At 59.9% G+C, this 18,715-nt stretch carries 15 protein-coding genes and 1 pseudogene; 10 read left to right on the top strand and 6 right to left on the bottom strand.

The window, feature by feature from the left end:
• Positions 1–97 precede the first annotated feature (97 nt).
• Genes TU82_RS21425 through TU82_RS21415 form a run of 3 tightly spaced genes read left to right on the top strand, consistent with a single transcriptional unit; the run spans position 98 to position 3,028 of the window.
• A complete protein-coding gene (locus TU82_RS21425; RefSeq protein WP_057725216.1) occupies positions 98–943 on the top strand; it encodes an SDR family oxidoreductase in 846 nt (281 codons plus the stop codon).
• Entirely contained in the window at positions 943–2,067 is a 1,125-nt protein-coding gene (locus tag TU82_RS21420; RefSeq protein WP_057725215.1) for a phytanoyl-CoA dioxygenase family protein, read from the top strand. The genes TU82_RS21425 and TU82_RS21420 overlap by 1 nt, the downstream gene beginning before the upstream one ends.
• A gap of 37 nt (positions 2,068–2,104) precedes the next feature.
• Entirely contained in the window at positions 2,105–3,028 is a 924-nt protein-coding gene (locus TU82_RS21415) for a sugar ABC transporter substrate-binding protein (RefSeq protein ID WP_057725214.1), read from the top strand.
• Positions 3,029–3,081: 53 nt separating this feature from the next.
• Here TU82_RS21415 and TU82_RS21410 read toward each other — a convergent pair whose 3' ends face one another.
• Positions 3,082–3,402, bottom strand: a complete 321-nt coding sequence (locus TU82_RS21410; RefSeq protein WP_057725213.1) for a DUF2834 domain-containing protein — start codon at positions 3,400–3,402, stop codon at positions 3,082–3,084.
• A 121-nt stretch (positions 3,403–3,523) separates the two neighbouring features.
• Between TU82_RS21410 and TU82_RS21405 the strand changes: the two genes are divergently transcribed.
• A complete protein-coding gene (locus TU82_RS21405; protein ID WP_057725212.1) occupies positions 3,524–5,230 on the top strand; it encodes an amidase in 1,707 nt (568 codons plus the stop codon).
• 456 nt (positions 5,231–5,686) lie between these two features.
• Here TU82_RS21405 and TU82_RS21400 read toward each other — a convergent pair whose 3' ends face one another.
• On the bottom strand, positions 5,687–5,893 hold the full coding sequence (locus TU82_RS21400; RefSeq protein ID WP_057725211.1) for a DUF6434 domain-containing protein: 207 nt from the start codon (positions 5,891–5,893) through the stop codon (positions 5,687–5,689).
• A gap of 153 nt (positions 5,894–6,046) precedes the next feature.
• Here TU82_RS21400 and TU82_RS21395 point away from each other — a divergent pair, with 153 nt between their 5' ends.
• A complete protein-coding gene (locus TU82_RS21395; protein ID WP_057725210.1) occupies positions 6,047–6,478 on the top strand; it encodes a nuclear transport factor 2 family protein in 432 nt (143 codons plus the stop codon).
• Between the two features lie 29 nt (positions 6,479–6,507).
• Here TU82_RS21395 and TU82_RS21390 read toward each other — a convergent pair whose 3' ends face one another.
• Positions 6,508–7,833, bottom strand: coding sequence for an aminotransferase-like domain-containing protein (locus tag TU82_RS21390; protein WP_057725209.1), 1,326 nt, complete (start codon positions 7,831–7,833; stop codon positions 6,508–6,510).
• A gap of 88 nt (positions 7,834–7,921) precedes the next feature.
• On the opposite strand from TU82_RS21390, the gene TU82_RS21385 reads away from it, so the two are divergent.
• On the top strand, positions 7,922–8,812 hold the full coding sequence (locus tag TU82_RS21385; protein WP_057725208.1) for a DMT family transporter: 891 nt from the start codon (positions 7,922–7,924) through the stop codon (positions 8,810–8,812).
• Positions 8,813–8,881: 69 nt separating this feature from the next.
• On the top strand, positions 8,882–9,769 hold the full coding sequence (yghX, locus tag TU82_RS21380; RefSeq protein WP_057725207.1) for a YghX family hydrolase: 888 nt from the start codon (positions 8,882–8,884) through the stop codon (positions 9,767–9,769).
• Here the strand turns inward: yghX and TU82_RS21375 are convergent.
• Positions 9,766–10,644 carry a LysR family transcriptional regulator gene (locus tag TU82_RS21375; protein ID WP_057725206.1) on the bottom strand — a complete coding sequence of 293 codons (879 nt, stop codon included), beginning with the start codon at positions 10,642–10,644 and terminating at the stop codon, positions 9,766–9,768. The two genes, yghX and TU82_RS21375, sit on opposite strands and share 4 nt — an antisense overlap.
• Before the next feature lie 131 nt (positions 10,645–10,775).
• Here TU82_RS21375 and ampC point away from each other — a divergent pair, with 131 nt between their 5' ends.
• Both ampC and TU82_RS21365 read left to right on the top strand, forming a co-directional pair.
• Positions 10,776–11,930 carry a class C beta-lactamase gene (gene ampC / locus TU82_RS21370; protein WP_057725205.1) on the top strand — a complete coding sequence of 385 codons (1,155 nt, stop codon included), beginning with the start codon at positions 10,776–10,778 and terminating at the stop codon, positions 11,928–11,930.
• A gap of 151 nt (positions 11,931–12,081) precedes the next feature.
• Positions 12,082–16,116 carry a hypothetical protein gene (locus TU82_RS21365; RefSeq protein WP_057725204.1) on the top strand — a complete coding sequence of 1,345 codons (4,035 nt, stop codon included), beginning with the start codon at positions 12,082–12,084 and terminating at the stop codon, positions 16,114–16,116.
• A gap of 201 nt (positions 16,117–16,317) precedes the next feature.
• On the opposite strand, the pseudogene TU82_RS21360 reads toward TU82_RS21365, so the two are convergent.
• A pseudogene (locus TU82_RS21360) lies at positions 16,318–16,677 on the bottom strand (response regulator); the annotation flags it as partial.
• Positions 16,678–16,834: 157 nt separating this feature from the next.
• Here TU82_RS21360 and TU82_RS21355 point away from each other — a divergent pair.
• Positions 16,835–18,034 carry an MFS transporter gene (locus tag TU82_RS21355; RefSeq protein WP_057725203.1) on the top strand — a complete coding sequence of 400 codons (1,200 nt, stop codon included), beginning with the start codon at positions 16,835–16,837 and terminating at the stop codon, positions 18,032–18,034.
• On the opposite strand, the gene TU82_RS21350 is transcribed toward TU82_RS21355, so the two are convergent.
• Positions 17,990–18,592, bottom strand: coding sequence for a MiaE family protein (locus tag TU82_RS21350; protein WP_057725202.1), 603 nt, complete (start codon positions 18,590–18,592; stop codon positions 17,990–17,992). The genes TU82_RS21355 and TU82_RS21350 overlap by 45 nt on opposite strands.
• Between the last annotated feature and the right edge of the window lie 123 nt (positions 18,593–18,715).

Raw genomic sequence — 18,715 nt, 5'->3', positions numbered from 1 at the left:
TTCTTTTTAGGTATTACTGAGGTAACGCAATGCTAGTCTCAGTTTTGCCCGACGTCGAGCCGTGCAATGAACAACAACAAAACATCAGGAGTTCCCAATGCCCCACACCGATCTCGCCACCTCATTCAGCGGTCAGTTTTTTGTCGTCACCGGCAGCACTCAAGGCCTCGGTGCGGCGGTGGCCCACACCCTGGCACGCCGGGGGGCGGCCGGGTTGATCATCTGCGGGCGCCGTCGCTCCCAGGGCGAAGAACAGGTGCGGCAATTGGCGCAGCTCGATTGTCAGGCCTATTTTGTCGAAGCGGACCTGGAAAGCGTCGAGGATTGCCGCGCGGTCATCGATGCGGCGCGCACGCATTTCGGCACCTTGCATGGGCTGGTCAACTGCGCCGGGATGTCAGACCGCGGCACCATTCTCGACACGTCGCCGCAACTGTTTGAGCGCCTGTTTGCAGTGAATGTGCGCGCACCGTTCTTTCTGATGCAGGAAGCGTTGAAATTGATGATCAGCCAGGGCGTGGAAGGCGCCGTGGTGAATATCCAGAGCGTCACCGGGCATGGCGGCCAATCATTCCTGAGTGCCTATGCCGCGTCCAAGGGTGCATTGGCGATCTTGACCAAGAACGTCGCGTTCAGCGCCTTACGCAACCGCATTCGCGTGAATGGTTTGAATATCGGCTGGATGGATACGCCTCACGAAGATCAAATCCAGCGCCAGTACCACGGCGCACAGGAGGGTTGGTTGGCACAGGCGGAAGCCGCGCAACCGTTTGGACGGCTGCTCAAGCCGGAGGAAGTGGCGCAGAGCGTGGCATTTTTGCTGTCCCGCGAGTCGGGAATGATGACCGGTGCGGTGATCGACCTGGAGCAAGGCGTGGTCGGTTGCACCGACAGCAGCACTCCACAACCGCATCAGGCCCTGCGCCTGCCGGGAGGTGCGTGATGCCTGCCTTTGTGCGCGGCGACGCCGTAAGCCTGGCGGATTTCAGCCGGATTTGCGCGCAGCGGGCCAGTGCTGATGAATATCCGCTGTGCACTGAAGTCTTGCGCAATGTACCCATCTATCAAGCCGGGACCTTGCGCAACAGCGACCGCCTCAGCGTGATGAATGAACTGCACCGGGTGTTTCTCGATGGTCCTGGGGTGATGGTGGTACGCCGGGGCTACGAGGATCTGGACGTGGTGGATCGCCATAGCCAGGTATTTGCGGCGATCTTCGCCAACGAGGCCGCCCAAGGCGTCGCGGCAGATCACTTCGCCAAGGCCGGCAGCAATGGGCGTATCTGGAATGTGTTGCAGAAAGCCGCGTTGCAATCCCCCGAATCGTTTGTCGAGTATTACGCCAACCCGTTGCTGGGATTGATTGCCGAGTCCTGGTTGGGTCCGGGCTTTCAGGTCACCGCCCAGGTTAACGTGGTGCACCCGGGCGGCCAGGCGCAGCAGCCGCATCGCGATTACCATCTGGGGTTTCAGACTGACGCTGAGGTCGAGCGATTTCCACTGCCGCTGCATGTACTGTCCCAATACCTGACCCTGCAAGGCGCCGTTGCCCATTCGGACATGCCGCTGGAAACCGGCCCTACCCAGTTGCTGCCGTTCTCCCAGCAATATGCATTGGGTTACCTGGCCTGGCGCCGCACTGATTTTATCGATTATTTCCAACAGCATGCCGTGCAGTTGCCGCTGAACAAGGGCGACCTGTTGTTCTTCAACCCGGCGCTGTTTCATGCCGCCGGCACCAACCGTACGCCAGACCGTCAGCGCATGGCCAATCTGTTGCAGATTTCCTCGGCGTTCGGCAAGCCGATGGAAGCCACCGATCGCGAGCGCATGATGCTGGCGATCTACCCGGTGCTGCTGGCCAATCCAGCCCTGGATGCTCAGGCTGTTATCGCCTGTACCGCCGACGGTTACTCCTTTCCCACCAACCTTGACACCGACCCACCCTTGCAAGGTCTGGCCCCGCAAACAGGGCAACAGTTGATGCTGCAAGCTCTGGACGAACGATGGCCATACTCGGACTTCGCCGCCGCCGTGGCACGGATGCGGGCCAAGCGCCAGGCATGAATCGCTTTAACAACAACAAAAACAGTGGAGCAACATCATGAGAAAGCAACTCCTGACGGCACTCTTTACTCTTGTCGTTACGCCTTGGGCCTTGGCCGATGTGCGTATCGGCGTGAGCATCGCCCAGGTCGACGACGTATTCCTGGCACAGATGCGCGACTACATGGCGGCCCACGTCAAGGAGCTTCCCGGCGTAACCCTGCAATTTGAAGACGCCCAGGGCGACGTGGTGCGCCAGCTCAATCAGGTGCAGAACTTCACCGCCCAAGGCATGGACGCAATCATTGTCAACGCGGTGGACACGGCGGCCACGCAAAAAATCACGCTCAACGCCCGGCAGGCCAAGATTCCTCTGGTGTACGTCAACCGCCGCCCCGAGTTCAAGGAGGTGCCGCCGGGAGTGGGCTATGTCGGCTCGGATGAAATCAAGGCCGGGGAAATCCAGATGCGCTATCTGGCGGAAAAAATGGGCGGCAAAGGCAACTTGGCGATCATGCTCGGGCTGTTGTCCAACAACGCCACCTACAATCGCACACTGGGCGTGAAGGCCGTACTCAAGGATTACCCCGATATCAAGATCGTTGAGGAGCAAAGCGCGGAGTGGCAACGCAGCAAGGCGATCGACCTGATGAATAACTGGATTGTATCCGGGCGCAAGATTGACGCGGTGGCCGCCAATGCCGATGAGATGGCCATCGGCGCGGCCATGGCGATCAGCCAGGCGGGCATGCAGCCGGGCAAGGACATTCTGGTAGCGGGCTGCGACGGCGGTGCGGCAGGGCTGGAGGCAGTGAAAAAAGGCCAACTGCTGGTCACGGTGTATCAGGACAACAAGGGCCAGGCAGTGGGTTCCATCGACCTGGCGCTGAAGATGGTCAAGCATGAGCCGTACACGGCTGAACTGACGATTCCTTATCAGCAGATCACCAAGGACAACTACCAGGCGTTTCTCAACCCTTGATGATGCCACCCACCGTGGCGAGTGAGCAGGCTCGCTCGCCACCGGAGCCTGCGTCAACCCTGGTTCGGTGGGCTACGGGAGAACCCATTGACGACGATATACAGCAGCGGCCCCACCGACACGAACACCGCCGTCAACAGGAAATAGGGGATCAACGACGCCACGGTGCGCCCTCGCCCGCGCGCGTCCCGGTACATCCATACACACGCCAGGATCGCCATCAGGTACAGGTCAATCACCACCTGCGCGGTGTCCGGCCGCGACATCAGTTCCCGGCCAAACGCGATGAGCGATTGCTCGGCCGTCAGCATCGTCGCCACGGTGTACAGCGAAAAGCCGAGCAAGCCGGCCAGGGCGATGTAGGGTCTGGTCATGTTCTCCTCCTTGGAGCGCAATGTGGATGATCAGGCCGCTTACCTTAGCAGTAAGCTGGCACTGGCAAATATCTGTCCGTAGACTGCCGCCATACCCCCACGTGAAGGCGGCGAAAAAAACGTGATGCAAGTTACCGAAGTCTCCATTGCCCAATTGCGCGCTGCGCTTGAATCCGGCCAGACCACTGCCGTTGAACTGGTCCGCGCCTACCTGGCGCGGATCGACGCCTATGACGGTCCGCAGACCGCTACCGCGCTGAACGCCGTGGTAGTGCGCAATGGCGAAGCCTTGGAAGAAGCCGAGGCGTCCGATGCACGCCGGGCCAAAGGCCAGACTCTGGGGCCGCTGGATGGCATTCCCTATACCGCCAAGGACAGTTACTTGGTCAAGGGCCTCACCGCCGCGTCCGGCAGCCCGGCGTTCGCCAGCCTGGTCGCGCAGCGCGATGCGTTCACCATCGAGCGCTTGCGCGCCGGCGGCGCCATCTGCCTGGGCAAGACCAATATGCCGCCCATGGCCAACGGCGGCATGCAACGGGGTGTGTATGGCCGTGCCGAAAGCCCGTACAACGCCGCTTACCTCACCGCACCGTTCGCCTCGGGTTCGTCCAATGGCACCGGCACAGCGACGGCGGCAAGCTTCGCCGCGTTCGGCCTGGCTGAAGAGACCTGGTCGAGCGGTCGCGGTCCGGCCTCCAACAACGGCCTGTGTGCCTACACGCCTTCGCGTGGGGTGATATCGGTGCGCGGCAACTGGCCGCTGACTCCGACCATGGACGTGGTAGTACCCTATGCGCGCACCATGGCGGACCTGCTGGAAGTGCTCGAGGTGGTGGTCGCCGACGACCCGGATACCCGTGGCGACCTGTGGCGCCTGCAACCCTGGGTGCCGATCCCCGCCGTCAGCTCGGTGCGCCCGGCGTCTTATGCCGAACTGGCCCAAGGCAGCGCGGCCCTTGCCGGCAAACGCTTTGGCGTGCCGCGCATGTACATCAACGCCGACCCCGAGGCCGGCACCAGCGAAAAACCGGGAATCGGCGGGCCAACCGGACAAAAGATCCACACCCGCACCTCGGTGATCGAGCTGTGGCAAGCGGCGCGCCAGGCTCTGGAAGCCGCTGGCGCCGAAGTCATCGAGGTGGATTTCCCACTGGTGTCCAATTGCGAAGGCGACCGCCCCGGCGCGCCGACGGTGTTCACCCGTGGCCTGGTGTCCAGGCAGTTTCTGCATGATGAGTTGTGGGAACTGTCGGCCTGGGCCTTTGATGACTTCCTGCGCGCCAACGGCGACCCGGCCCTGAACCGCCTGGCGGATGTCGACGGCCCGAACATCTTCCCCCACGACCCCGGCACCCTGCCCAACCGCGAAGACGACCTGGCCGCCGGCATGGACGAATACGTGCGCATGGCCCAGCGCGGCATCACGCCGTGGAACGAGATCAGCACCTTGCCCGACGGCTTGCGCGGCCTTGAGCAAACCCGTCGCCTGGACCTGGAAGACTGGATGGACAACCTGCGCCTCGACGCGGTGCTGTTCCCGACCGTGGCGGATGTCGGCCCGGCCGACGCTGATGTCAACGAAGCCTCGGCCGATATCGCCTGGAGCAATGGCGTGTGGGTGGCCAACGGCAACCTCGCCATCCGCCACCTTGGCGTGCCCACCGTCACCGTGCCGATGGGCGTGATGGCGGATATCGGCATGCCGGTCGGGCTGACGTTTGCAGGTAGGGCGTATGACGATTCGGCGCTGCTGCGCTTTGCCGCCGGGTTTGAAGCCACTGGCAACAAACGCCTGATTCCACCACGGACACCGCCGCTGGCCGATTGAGCACCGTCCAAGGTGGGAGGGGCGGTGCGACGATTCGACTTGCCCCCGATGGCGGCCTCAGGACCGACCAGGATGCTGGATCAGATCGAGTACATATCCGTTTCTGCGGTAACGGCTGCTATAGGTTCCGCTTTTACAGCGGCTCACTTTTGAAAAGCGCAAAAGTAAGCAAAACGCTCTTGCCCCACCACTCGGCACCTCGCCCAGGCTCGGTGTGCCCTCTCTCCGGCCAGCGTGGTTTAACGGGGCGCTTAAGATCAAAAGCAGATCAAGATCAAGAGCGACTCGCTTCGCATCGTGGTTACCGGTGGGCGCTGCGGCGTTGTGTAGGAGCGAGCTTGCTCGCGAAAAATTCACAGGCACCGCGTTCATTCAGAAAGCACGCATTATCGTTGACGTTTTTCGCGAGCAAGCTCGCTCCTACAGACAGCGGTGTACGATTTTGCTGTATTCATCTCAAGCAGCGCGACGCTGCCACTCATCCACCACATCGCCCAGCGTCTTGGGCACGCCATTGCGTATCCAGGCCATGAAGGGACGGTTGAACTTGAACCCCGGGCCGCAGTGCTCAAGCATGAAGCGGCGCACATTCTGGGTATTCTTGTAGCTGGGGGTTACGGGCGTAGCGCGGGTGATAACGCCACTGTGCCAGTCAAAGTCCATTTCATGTCTCGCGGGTGGGAATGTTGGCCACCAACATAACCTCTAGCAGCCGGACCCTGCAAAATTTCACTTTCCTTCCCCCTCAAAATTAATGCATGGTTGTACGACGACAGACCTCGTCGTATTTACACCCACAACAACAAGGAAACACCCATGCCCAACCTCAAAGTGCTGATCGCTTTTCTGTGCCTGTTCTGCGGCTACGTCGCAGCCGCGCCGGCCCCCGCCGAGAAGGAGGTGGCCCAGGCGGTCGACCAGCTTACCCAAGCCATGTTGCACTTGGATCTCAAGCAACTTCACGCATTGACCTCGGACACCCTCACCTACGGCCATTCCAGCGGCAAGGTGCAGAACAAGGCGCAGTTCATCGCTGATCTGGAAACCCATACCAGCGCGTTCAAGACGCTGGAAATGCAAAACCAGACCATCACCCTGAACGGCGACACCGCACTGGTGCGCAACCACTTCCACGCCTTGGCGGTGAACAGCGGCGTGGAAGTGCCGACCGATATCGACAACTTCCAGGTCTGGCAGAAGCAGCATGGCAAATGGCTGCTGATCGGTCGTCAGGCTTATAAATACTGACCCATGCCGGTGAGCCGTTCAGCCACGGCTCACCATTGCACCACCCTGCGCACCGTCGTCAGCGCCTCGCGTAACGCCGTCATCGACACCGATCCCAGGGCCAGGCGCAATGCATGAGGCACATAGGCCGAGGCGGCAAAGGGTTCGGCGGTGGATACGCAAATACCCTCGCGCTGCAAGCTCATGGCCACCTGATCGGCGCGGGCGTCTTCGGTCAGCGGCAGCCACAGGAAATACGACGAAGGATGGCTGATATAGCTCAACCCCGTGAGCACTTGCGCCGCCACACGTTGCCGCGCCTGGGCGTCTTCGCGTTTTTGCGCCTCCAGCCGCGCAACGGTGCCGTCTTCGATCCAGGCCACGGCGATCGCACTCATCACCCCCGGCACGTTCCAGGTGGTTGCCATCAGGGTGCGCTCCAGGTGCTTGACCCAAGCCAGGGGCGCCGCGACAAAACCCACGCGCAATCCCGTGGCGACACTCTTGGAAAACCCACCGACGTACACTGTGCGCTCAGGCGCCAGCGTCGCCAGCGGCGGCGGTGCGTGTTCGGCGAGAAATGCGTAGGCGGCGTCCTCGATGATCATCAACTGATGCTCTCGGGCAATCGCCACCAGGCGCTCGCGCTGCACCAGGCTCATCACCCAGCCCAGCGGGTTATGCACGGTCGGTATGCTGTAGACCGCACGCACCGGGCGCTTGCGGCACAGGGCCTGCAGGTGATCCAGGTCCGGGCCGGTGGCGCTGGCCGCGATTGCGACGATTTCCAGGTGCAGGGTCTCGGCCAGAACCTTCAAGCCGGAATAGGTCAATGCGTCGACAGCAATCACATCGCCAGGTTTGAGCAGCGCCATCATCGTGACCGCCAAGCCGTGCTGGGCACCGCTGACCAGCAACACCTGTTCGGCCTGCACCGCCAGCCCGCGATGCAACAAGTGCCGCGCGACCACCGCGCGCTCATGCGGGCGGCCGGCGTGGGGTTGATAACGCAGCAGCGCTTCGAGGTCGCCCGACAACGCCAGCTGGCGCAGTGCGTTGCGCAGCAGGTCCGCCTGGCCGGGCAATGACGGGTAGTTGAAATTCAGGTCGAGCATGCCCGTTGCCACCGGCATCTGCCCGCTGCCCTGCCCCGGCGGCAACGCTATCTCGCGCACGAAGGTGCCACGCCCCGTCTCGCCGCTGACCAGCCCCATCGCCTCCAGCTCGCTGTACACGCGGCTCGCCGTAGCCAACGCCAACCCATGCTCGGCGGCGAGCTGGCGGTGCGTGGGCAGGCGTGTGCCGGGCGGCATGCTGCCCGAGCGAATGGCCTCGGCGAACCTATCGACCAGGGATTTGTAACGGGCGCGCGGCATAGCGGGTGTATCCATGACAATTTTTTGATTGCCCCAATCTTCAGCCCTAGGATGATCCCTACGCAACTTCCTTTTTCGGACAACTTCCATGGAACGCACTTCCCCGCTCGGCACTCTGGACACCCGCACCCAAGGCTGGATCAACGGTTTTATCGGCGTGCTGATTTTCAGCGGATCGTTACCGGCCACGCGCCTGGCGGTGATGGAGTTTGACCCGGTGTTCCTGACCATGCTCCGCGCGACGCTCGCCGCCGTCCTTGGGTTGTGCCTGCTGCGACTGTTCAAGGAAAAGCGCCCCAACCGCCAGCAATGGACGCCCTTGGCCATCGTCGCGCTCGGCGTGGTGATCGGGTTTCCGCTGCTGACCGCGCTGGCGCTGCAGTACGTGACCTCGGCGCACTCCATCGTGTTTATCGGCCTGCTGCCGCTGGCGACGGCAATCTTCGGCGTGCTGCGCGGCGGTGAGCGGCCCAGGCCGGTGTTCTGGCTGTTTTCAGTGATGGGCAGTGCGCTGGTGATGGGTTATGCCTTCGCTCAAGGCCTGAGCGCTGCGCCTGCGGGGGATGTGCTGATGCTGTTGGCGGTGCTGGTCTGCGGCCTGGGCTACGCCGAAGGCTCCACGCTGTCACGCAGTCTCGGCGGCTGGCAGGTGATTTGCTGGGCCTTGGTGATGTCGCTGCCGGTCGTCGCACCGTTGAGCGTGCTGCTGGCGCCCGCCTCGTTCACCGGCATCAGCCTGCCGGCCTGGCTGAGCCTGGGTTATGTCGCAGTGTTCAGCATGTTGATCGGCTTTGTGTTCTGGTACCGCGGCCTGGCCCAGGGTGGCATCGCCGCAGTCGGCCAGTTGCAGCTGCTGCAACCGTTCTTCGGCCTGGCCCTGGCGGCGGGCCTGCTGCATGAGCAGGTCAGCCTGGGCATGCTGCTGGTCACGGTGGCGGTGATCGGTTGCGTGGCCGGGGCCAAAAGGTTCGCGCGCTAGCGCTACGGCCCAAGGCCTGCTAAACAGAAGTGTCGTCCCCCGCCATACTGCTAATCGAGGACTGCACCGATGACTCGTCTCACCGCCAAGGACTTTGCTCCCGAGCTGCTGGAACTCTACGACGGCTACGCCCATGGCAAGCTCAACCGCCGCGAATTTCTCGACCGCGCCGCACTGTTCACCTTCGGTGGCCTGACGGCGTCGGCCCTGCTCGCGGCCCTGAGCCCTAACTATGCGCTGGCTGAACAGGTGAAATTCACCGATCCCGACATCGTCGCCGACTACATGACCTACCCTTCACCCAAGGGTAACGGCACGGTGCGCGGCTATCGGGTGCGGCCGGCCAAGGCCGTCGGCAAGCTACCTGCGGTAGTGGTCGTGCACGAGAATCGTGGCCTGAACCCCTATATCGAAGACGTCGCGCGGCGCCTGGCCAAAGCGGGCTTTATCGCCCTGGCGCCGGACGGCCTGACCTCGGTGGGCGGCTACCCCGGCAACGATGAAAAAGGCGTGGCCCTGCAACAGACCGTTGACCCGACCAAACTGATGAATGACTTCTTTGCCGCCATCGAGTGGCTGATGCAGCACGACAGCAGCACCGGCAAAGTCGGCATCACCGGTTTCTATTATGGCGGCGGCGTCACCAACGCGGCGGCGGTGGCCTACCCGGAACTGGGCGCGGCCGTGTCGTTCTACGGACGCCAGCCCGAGGCGAAGGACGTGCCGCGCATCAAGGCGCCGATCATGCTGCACTACGGTGAGCTGGATACGCGCATCAATGAAGGTTGGCCGGTGTACGAGCAGGCGCTGAAGGCCGCGGGCACCCCTTACGAAGCGTATATCTACAAGGGCGCCAATCATGGTTTTCATAATGATTCGACGCCACGTTACGACGAGGCGGCGGCGAACCTGGCCTGGGAACGCACCCTGGGATGGTTTCGCAAGTACCTCGGTTAGACACCGACGGCACTCGCCTGCAACCACCCCTTGAACGCCAGCATCGCAGGCGTTTCGGCACGCGACTGCAAGCGCGTCAGCCAGTAACTGCCGGTGCTGATCTGCGCCTCGAACGGCTGGCGAATCACATCACGCTCCAATTGCCGCGAAAACATCAGCGCCGGCGCCAGTGCCACGCCAGCACCCTGCAGCGCGGCTTCCATCATCGCCAACGACGAATCGAACACAATGCTGCGCGGTGCCAGGGTGTCTGCCGGCAGGCCGGCGGCCTGGAACCACAGGCTCCATTCATCGGCGCGGTAAGAGCGCAGCAAGGTGTGCTTCAACAGATCGACCGGCGTGTGCAACTGTTCGGCAAGGTGCGGTACACACAGCACGCTGAGCGGTGCTTCCAGCAACTGGCAGGCCTCGGTGCCGTGCCAGGCGCCGGCGCCGAAACGGATTGCGTAATCCAGGCCTTCGGCGGCGACATCGACGCGATTGTTGTGCGTGGACAGGCGCAGATCGATGAACGGGTAGCGGCTCTGGAAATCCGGCAAGCGCGGCAACAGCCAACCCACCGCAAAGGTACCGACCGCGCCGACCGCGAGCACTTCACGGTAATGCCCGGCCTCAAACTGCCCCAGCGTATGGGCAATGCGGTCGAACGATTCGCGCAGCACCGGCAGCAGGGTTTCGCCTTCGCTCGTAAGCATCAGCCCGCGAGGCAGGCGTTTGAACAATGTGACATTGAGTTGCGCTTCCAGACTTTTAACCTGGTGGCTGACCGCCGCCTGAGTCACACATAACTCGATGGCAGCCCTAGTGAAACTCAGGTGCCGGGCGGAAGCCTCGAAGGCGCGCAGGGCATTAAGGGGTAGATGGGAGCGCAGCATGATTGGCCCTAATTTTTCTAATGGCTGGCGCAAGATATCATCGTTTGCACCCGCTCCTGTCAGCGCCTAGATTGGCGGAGCCCGCGCAGGCCTAAGCATTCGTCAACCCGATACATGGAAGCGAAAATAACATGCAAGAAAAATCCTGTCTTAGCGTACGAAACCTCCTAATTGTCTCATTGTTGCTGGCCTCCGGCCCTTGCATGGCGGTCACTGACCTGCGCAAAGTCGTCGATAGCAACATCGAACCGCTCATGCAGCAGCAGCGCATCGCCGGGCTGTCGGTGGCCGTGGTGAAGAACGGTCAGGCGCAATACTTTAACTACGGCGTTGCGTCCAAGAAGGGCGCGCAGCCTGTCACTGAAGACACGCTGTTCGAAGTCGGCTCTTTGACCAAGACCTTCACCTCAACGCTCGGTGGCTATGCCCTGGCCAGCGGCAAGCTGAAGCTGTCGGACAGCGCCAGCCGGCACTGGGCCGATCTGGCCGGCAGTACATTCGATCGCATCAGCCTGTTGCAACTGGCAACCTACACAGCCGGCGGCCTGCCGTTGCAATTTCCAAGTGAGGCCGACAGCGCCGCGACCATGCTCGATTACTACAAAACGTGGCGACCCAGTTACAGCCCGGGAACCCAGCGCCTCTACTCCAACCCGAGCATCGGCCTGTTCGGCTATCTCGCGGCCAAAAGCCTGGGCCAGCCATTCAACACCGCCATGGAACAGACGCTGCTGCCGGCGCTGGGCTTGAAAAATACCCATATCAATGTGCCCGCCGACAAACGCGGCCGGTATGCCCAAGGCTACGACAAACAGGAAAAACCGGTGCGTGTGGGCACCGGGGCGCTGGACAGCGAAGCCTACGGTATCAAGACCAGCACCCAGGACCTGGCACGCTACGTGATGCTGAACATGCACCCCGAAACATTGAGCGCGCCGCTGCAGCAGGCGATCGCCACAACCCACACCGGTTACTACAGCGTCGACGGCATGACCCAGGGCCTGGGCTGGGAACGCTACCCCTACCCCATCTCTCTGCAAGCGCTGATCGACGGCAACTCAACGCCGATGGCCGTGGAACCACACAGGGTCAACTGGCTGAAACCGGCGCAGGCGCAGCCGAGCGATGTGCTGTACAACAAAACCGGTTCCACCAGTGGGTTTGGCGCCTATGTGGCGTATGTGCCGAGCAGGGACATTGGCGTCGTGATTCTGGCGAACCGGAACTACCCGAATGCCGAGCGGGTGAAAGTGGCCCATGCGATCCTGAGTGCCATGGATCACTAAGGCCTGCACAGAACCATGCTGATTGGGTTGGGTAACCCGATAAAATTTGCAATAGTCAAAGCGGGAACGCGGTTTCGGAAACAGACGACGGATTAGCACTGCTTCACGTACGAAACGTGCGGTAGCTAAGCCGTCTTTCCGGAGTCTATCGATGCCCGTTATCTCTCAACGCCCCGCAGAAAATCTTTTTACTGAGCAACCCTCTTCCACCGAGTCCACTGCGGCGAATACGGCCGTAGCAGCGCGACCTGCCGAGCACGAGGCCCCGACCTCATCATGGATGGAGCTGATCAAGGCTTCGCCAGGTTACAAAGCTGATAGCCAACTTGCCGCCGCTTATGCCGCTGAGCTGGTCGATGCGGCAGATGATGAGAGTGCAAACAACTACGACAACCCATTGTTACCTGTTTCCCCAGACTCAAAGTTCGGGCAATGGCGCCAGCATCTTGATGACCTGCTCGCAGGCCCTGACTTTCAGCAATGGGCCGACTTCAACAAAATTGATCGTTCCAAGCCCATTCGCATTTCCCCTCAATTGGGCGGGTCGCAGGAACACATCACGGTGACGCTCAAACCCCGCTCCCGTCATGAACCTGCGGAACTGGAAATATTCAGACCCGGTCAAGGCAAACCCTTGCCAGACTCCTGGCGCTTGATCATGCAGGCCGCGAGCACACTGGCACCGGGGCGGAGCTCCATCGTGGTGCCCGCCCCTGACCGGTCTTCGCCCAGCGCACATGCCGAGCGTCCTGCCACGCTGTTTGAGATCGCCAAGTTTTACGGCGAGTCTCTTCCTGAGACCCGGGAGCAGGCTATGAGCCGCGCAAATGAGCTGAAACAAGTAGGCGCATTTCCAATGCCCGATACCTCCCTTTCAAGCGCGCAGCTTGAGAGGGGATCCGAAGATGTGCTTGAGCGGCAACAAAGGACGCTGGGCGATATTCACAATAAAATCCGATTGTTTCAGCAGTTAAGCAAAGCACTCGACTCACTCGGCCCCGGGACTGAGCCCGCTAACACCCAACCGCATTTCATCGCCGAGCCGCAGACACCCGAGGCTGCCGAGCGCATTGAAAAGGCCAAGGTCAAGGAATTCCTGCAGCGTAACCATGTACAGGTCGATCCCTCTTCCTGGTACTTTCAAGACGCGCAATTGATGCCCGAGGATAAGGTCAGCATTGAGCAATTCATCGCCGATACCGGTCGTAAAATTCCAGAAACAAAAGGTGAAATAAAGATCCTTATTGAGCACCTCAGGCACGACGTTCTACCAGCCCCGACTGATGGCAACTTCACAGGTGCCTTAGGTTGGGCGGCGCCCCTGAGCCTGGATGAACAAAAGCAAGTTTACTCGCACATCGCCTATAACAACTTGCAACTGCCTGGACTCGACGGCACGCACGCCAGCGATAAAAAAGGCGGTGCCTTTAATTACTTGACAAAAAACCTGCACTTCACTTCTCAACAGCTTCAATATCCCCGCTATATATTGAGCGAGATTCTCGCTTCACCAAAAGCCAGAGAATTGGAAGCCACCCTTCAGAAAAAGATGGGGGCCGCAGAAGATAAAGACAGTTGCGATTGGATCCTGGCGGCAATGTCGCTGGGGCTGGGCTCTCCATCGTGGATGGATCCTGCCAAGAGAAATGAGGTGGCCCAGTATGATCTGGCCGATAAAGCCTTTTATGGCAGGCCGTTGCAGAATGTCCGTCAGGGTCTTCAGGAACATTTGGTGTCCACCGGGCGCGCCACCCCTGATTTGGCGCCGACGGCTGCCTATCTATTGCTTTCCCGGGCCGCACCTGAATTGCTGGTCAAAGATATTCCCAGCTACGTGACCTACGGCTCGCCCAGCTGGTTCAGCCTGAAATCCACGGTGGCCTTCCTGGAGGCCAAGAGCCCCGGCAGCAGCGCAGAAATGACCTTCAACCAAGTGGCAAGCTACGGCAGTCTCGAACAGATCAACGACGAGGATGAACAGCTACTCAATGAGGTCAAGCAGGACGCATTGATCGATTGGGCGTTGATGTATGGGGTCCTGCCAGCATCCACCACGCGAACCTATTCGGCCCAGCAACTGAGCGCGGCGCAAAGCACATTCTCTGAGGTGATGGACGGGCTGACAACTATCAGCGCCGACTTGAGCGCCCCCTTGCCCCGCCTGAAAGATAAGGCGTTGGAGCTGATGGGCAAGCACTTTAAAAATGTCGACCTTACCGCCAAGGTCATCACCCGAGGCGCGGATAAAACCAGTAACGCACTTAATAGCGCACCGTGGGACGTCACGTATGGCCCGTATTCGCTGCTGGATCTGAGTCTCTCCCAGAACCTCAAGAACCTGAAAGATAATAAAGAGTGGTACTCATTCGACCAGCAGAAGGTCCCGACAGGGGCCATCCAGTCGCTCAGCATCCTTCCTGATATTAAGCACATTCACAAAACCGAACTGGCGGATTTCGATCGTCGTAGAACGAGTTCGTTGACCAACCTCACCAAGCACTTGATTGCACAATTGCCCCTGGCCGACAGACAGCAACTTGAATATGGGAACCTCGAGATACTTCGTAAAAGGCCGATTGAAAAATTCACCGCTACCGGAATCGCAAGCTACACGAGCACTTCGTACCCTACGCCGCAGAAAAGCAACATTGAGGAACCCCTGCTGATCAGAGCCACTCATCAAGGGCGCACCATTACCTATGAATTCAATCCGGCAAAAAATTACATACGCCCAAGCCCCGTCAACGCTGGCTTACAAGGTGAATGGGAAGAAAAAAATAAAAAGTCGGTCACAGGATTCACTTATAAAAACGTGATTGTCGAGCCGCTCCTCGACGACCGGATACGGGCTGAAGATTTACAGGCCCGCGCTTCAGATCAGACGTCTATTCCTGATTCCTATAATAGTCAGCGCAGCCAGTTTCTCAGTAACCTGGTTACCCGTTATTCCTATCAGGACTGCGACCTGAAAATTCTGACGGCCGCAGCCCACCACACAACCAAATTTGACGAAGAAGACGGCGAGCACGAAGCCAATACCGATGCTTTGCTGGGTACCATCCCGTTCGCGAACGGGATCAGGAAGGCGATTCAGGGAGACTGGCAAGAGGCGACCATCGGCCTTGTATTTGATGGTGTCATGCTTCTGGCGCCTGGTTTGCCGAAAACAGTTCGGGGGCTATCCTCGGTGCCCTCCCGGTTCAGGAGCACTCGAGCATTCGGCAGCCAACTGTTCAAAAGCGCATCCAATATTTCTTCTTATACGCCCAACGGGCCATTCAAAAACCTGGGGCGTGCCAGAACCGGACGCTATGAACTGTCCAAGTTTGCCTCCCGTCCCGACATTGCCGAGGGCACCTATAAAAAAGGCGGTGCGACCTTGTCTGCGCCGGCGAAGCTGGATAACAACAGCGGAAAATGGCATGCATTCGATCCTCTGAAAAACAGGTCGTATGGCAAGCCACTTGAGAATTACACGCCTCATGCTCACATTGATGATGCACTGCCGGGTACGAGCGGTGGCGGCCGTACAAGCAGGGCGCGTGCGCTGGATAGGGAGTTAGGGCGCGATAACGTGATTCAATTGGGCGGTAAAATGAAAGATCTAAAACTGATCGGTAACGAAATCCACACGTTTGTAGACGAATATAAAGATTTAAAACGATTAAACATCGTAGCCCATGGCACCGAGCGAGATTGGGTTGATAATTTCTTCGGTTCAGGCACAAAAGTGCTCATAGATAACAAACTCTATAGCGCTAAAGACTTGATCAAATTATTGCGAACTCGGGGAGTGGACCCTGCCAGCTTCGACAATATCCGGCTGCTGGTATGTCACTCAGCCGAAGGTAAAAGTAGAGCGTTTGGGCGTTTATTTCAAACAGAAGTTGGGAGACCTGTGAAGGCGTTTGAAGGAACGGTAACCGTGGATCCGGGTTCAACCTTCGTGACCACGCAACGCAATTTGGAACGCAAAAATTTTGCACTATCACATGCGGGAGCTGATGCGAAGACGCTCGACTTTCTTGCGGATAACAAAATCAAAAAGACATTCGTCAATAAAATCATTGTCGGCGTGAAAAAAAATCATGGCGCAACGATTAAAGTCAATATTGCTGAAGTCAACAAACCACCTGTCATCGTAGACGGCGTCGTTAACTACCAACCACGCTGGTTCACGCGCTGATAAAAAATGCCAGTCTCTACAGACTGGCATTTCTATTAGCCTGATCAGCATACCCCCACGTCATCCGAAACGACGCCCCGCCCCACTCCGAATCGAGCACTTGCACCTGCCCCCCATGCCACTGGCTGACCCGCTTGACCAGCCACTTGGGCTCTTCCGGCAACTGGATCTCAAGCAATTGCGCGCCGTCGTCGATAGTTGCAAGGCGCGCAAACGGGCAAGCAGCACCGGCGGCTTGATCGGCTTGATCACGTAATCGTCGGCGCTGGACTCGAGGCCCAGGATATGGTCGAGGTCATCTTCCTTGGTCGTCAGGATCACGATGGGCGTATCCGACACCGTGCGAATCTCGCGGCACACATGCAGCCCACTCTGGCCAGGCAACATCAAATCGAGCACGACCATTTTCGGCTTGAACTCGAGAAACGCGGTCAAGGCCAGATCGCCCCGATGCACCACCCGCACGTCAAAACCGTGCTGCGGCAGAAAATGCGCGATCAGCCCTGCCAGCTTCTCGTCGTCCTCAACGAGCAGGACCTTGCCCTGACCCAGGTTTTCCATAAGTTCCCAGGGTGCGAACGCAGATTGAAAGGCCGGCATTATAGATGGCAAGCTGGTCGACGGGAGCAGCGTCCGTGTACCGTGCCGGCAAGCTTCATGCTTTTAAGAGTTTTTAACAATTTGCCTGCACTCTTTTACGCCATTGGCAGGGAGTCATATGCGCAGGGATTACCTGGCGTTCTTCGTTTCACTGTTCCTGTCGCGGTTGGCGGACCAGATCCTGCTGTTCATCGTGCCGCTGGTGGTGTTCCAGACCACCGGCAGTGTGTCGTGGGCGGGCCTGGCGTTCTTTGTCGAATCGCTGCCGCGCTACCTGGCATTTCCCGTGTGCGGGGCGTTGTGCGATAGGTTCTCACCGGTGCGCATCCTGCATATCAGCCAGGTGTACCGGGCACTGGTCTGTGTGGTGGCGGTCGCGCTGTATGGGCTGTTCGACGGTATCCAGTGGCTGGTGATCCTGTCCGCGTTGTGCGGGGTATTGACCACCCAGGGCATCATGGCGCGGGAGGTGCTGATGCCACATATCTTCCAGCACTACACCTACGCCAGGACCTTGTCCTATTCACAGATCGCCGACCAGAGCGGCCTGGTCCTCGGGCCTCTGGTGGCGGCATTGATGCTGGACATCTGGGCGTGGCCCTGGGTGGTGCTGGGAATCGCCGCGCTGTTTGTGCTGGCGGACCTGGCGATGCTGATCTGGCAGCGCAACACCACGGTAAACCTGCCCATCCACGAACAACCCTCGGGTCTCTGGCTGCAACCCTTGCGTACCGCCTTCGGCCACATCCGCAACCGCGTGGAGTTGAAACGCATCGTTACCCTGGCGGTCGGTGTGAACCTGCTGGTCGGGGTCACGCTGGCCACCTCGGCGGCCATGGTCACCGGGCAATATGCGGCCGACAAGGACGCCTACGCCCTGCTGCAAGCCGCCGGCGCGGTGGTCACCCTCGTGATTCTGTTTTACCTGGCGCGTTCGACCCTGGCGCTGAAGGTGCTCGGCGGGCTGTCGTATTCGATGATTGCCGTCGGCGCGCTGATCACCGCCATCAGTCCAGGCCTATGGGCGTACGCCGTGGGCTTCCTGCTGGTAACCGGTTTCGACAAGATGTTCAACGTGTACATGCGCAGCCTGCGTCAGCAGGTCATTCCGGTGCAGGATTTTGGCAAGACGGTGGGCGTGATCACCTTGCTCAACAACCTGGCCCAGCCCCTGGCCGGTTTGATGATTGCGGTGCTGGCCGCGCCGCTTGGCACGCAAACGGTAATCCTGCTGTTGACTGGAATCAGCGCCTTGATCGGCGTGGCCGTGGCCTCAGGCTGGCACGCCGCTGTGAAAGCGGAACTCGACGTCGGGTGACTCGATCAGTGCCTGCTCGGCCGCCCTCACCCGCTCGATCACCTGGGCGATGTCCCTGGCGTCACCGTACTGGTACGCCAATTTCAAGTAGCCCTGAAAATGCCGTGCCTCGCTTTTGAGCAAGCCGAAATAGAACTTGCCGAGTTCTTCGTCCAAATGCGGTACAAGGGCTTCGAAACGCTCGCAGCTGCGCGCTTCGATAAAGGCACCGACCACCAGGGTATCCACCAGCTTGACCGGCTCATGGTTGCGCACCACCTTGCGCAAGCCCGAGGCGTAACGGCCGGCGGACAATTGACGCAGCTCGACCTTGCGTTTCTTGATCAGGCGCATGACCTGCTCATGATGCACCAGCTCTTCGCGGGCCAGGCGCGACATCATAGTGATCAGGTCGACATGGCCGTGGTACTTGGCGATCAGGCTCAGGGCGGTGCTGGCGGCTTTGAATTCACAGTTCTTGTGGTCGATCAGCAGGGTGTCCTGATCGGCCAGCGCGGCCTGCACCCAGGCATCGGGGGTGGGGCAGCCGAGGAATTCGTGGATTTCGGGCAGGATCATCGGGCTCACGGGCAAAGGATCGCAAAGGGGCGCCGATTATACCGACCCCGCCGCAGACCGCCAGCCATGGGCCTTGATGTACATCAAGATGACGCCAGGCCAGCAGCAACTATAGTTGTTGCA

Source organism: Pseudomonas orientalis, assembly GCF_001439815.1.
Lineage (GTDB): Bacteria > Pseudomonadota > Gammaproteobacteria > Pseudomonadales > Pseudomonadaceae > Aquipseudomonas > Aquipseudomonas orientalis.
Note: the sequence above shows the minus strand (reverse complement) of the source record. Positions and strands in the feature narration are given on the sequence as shown.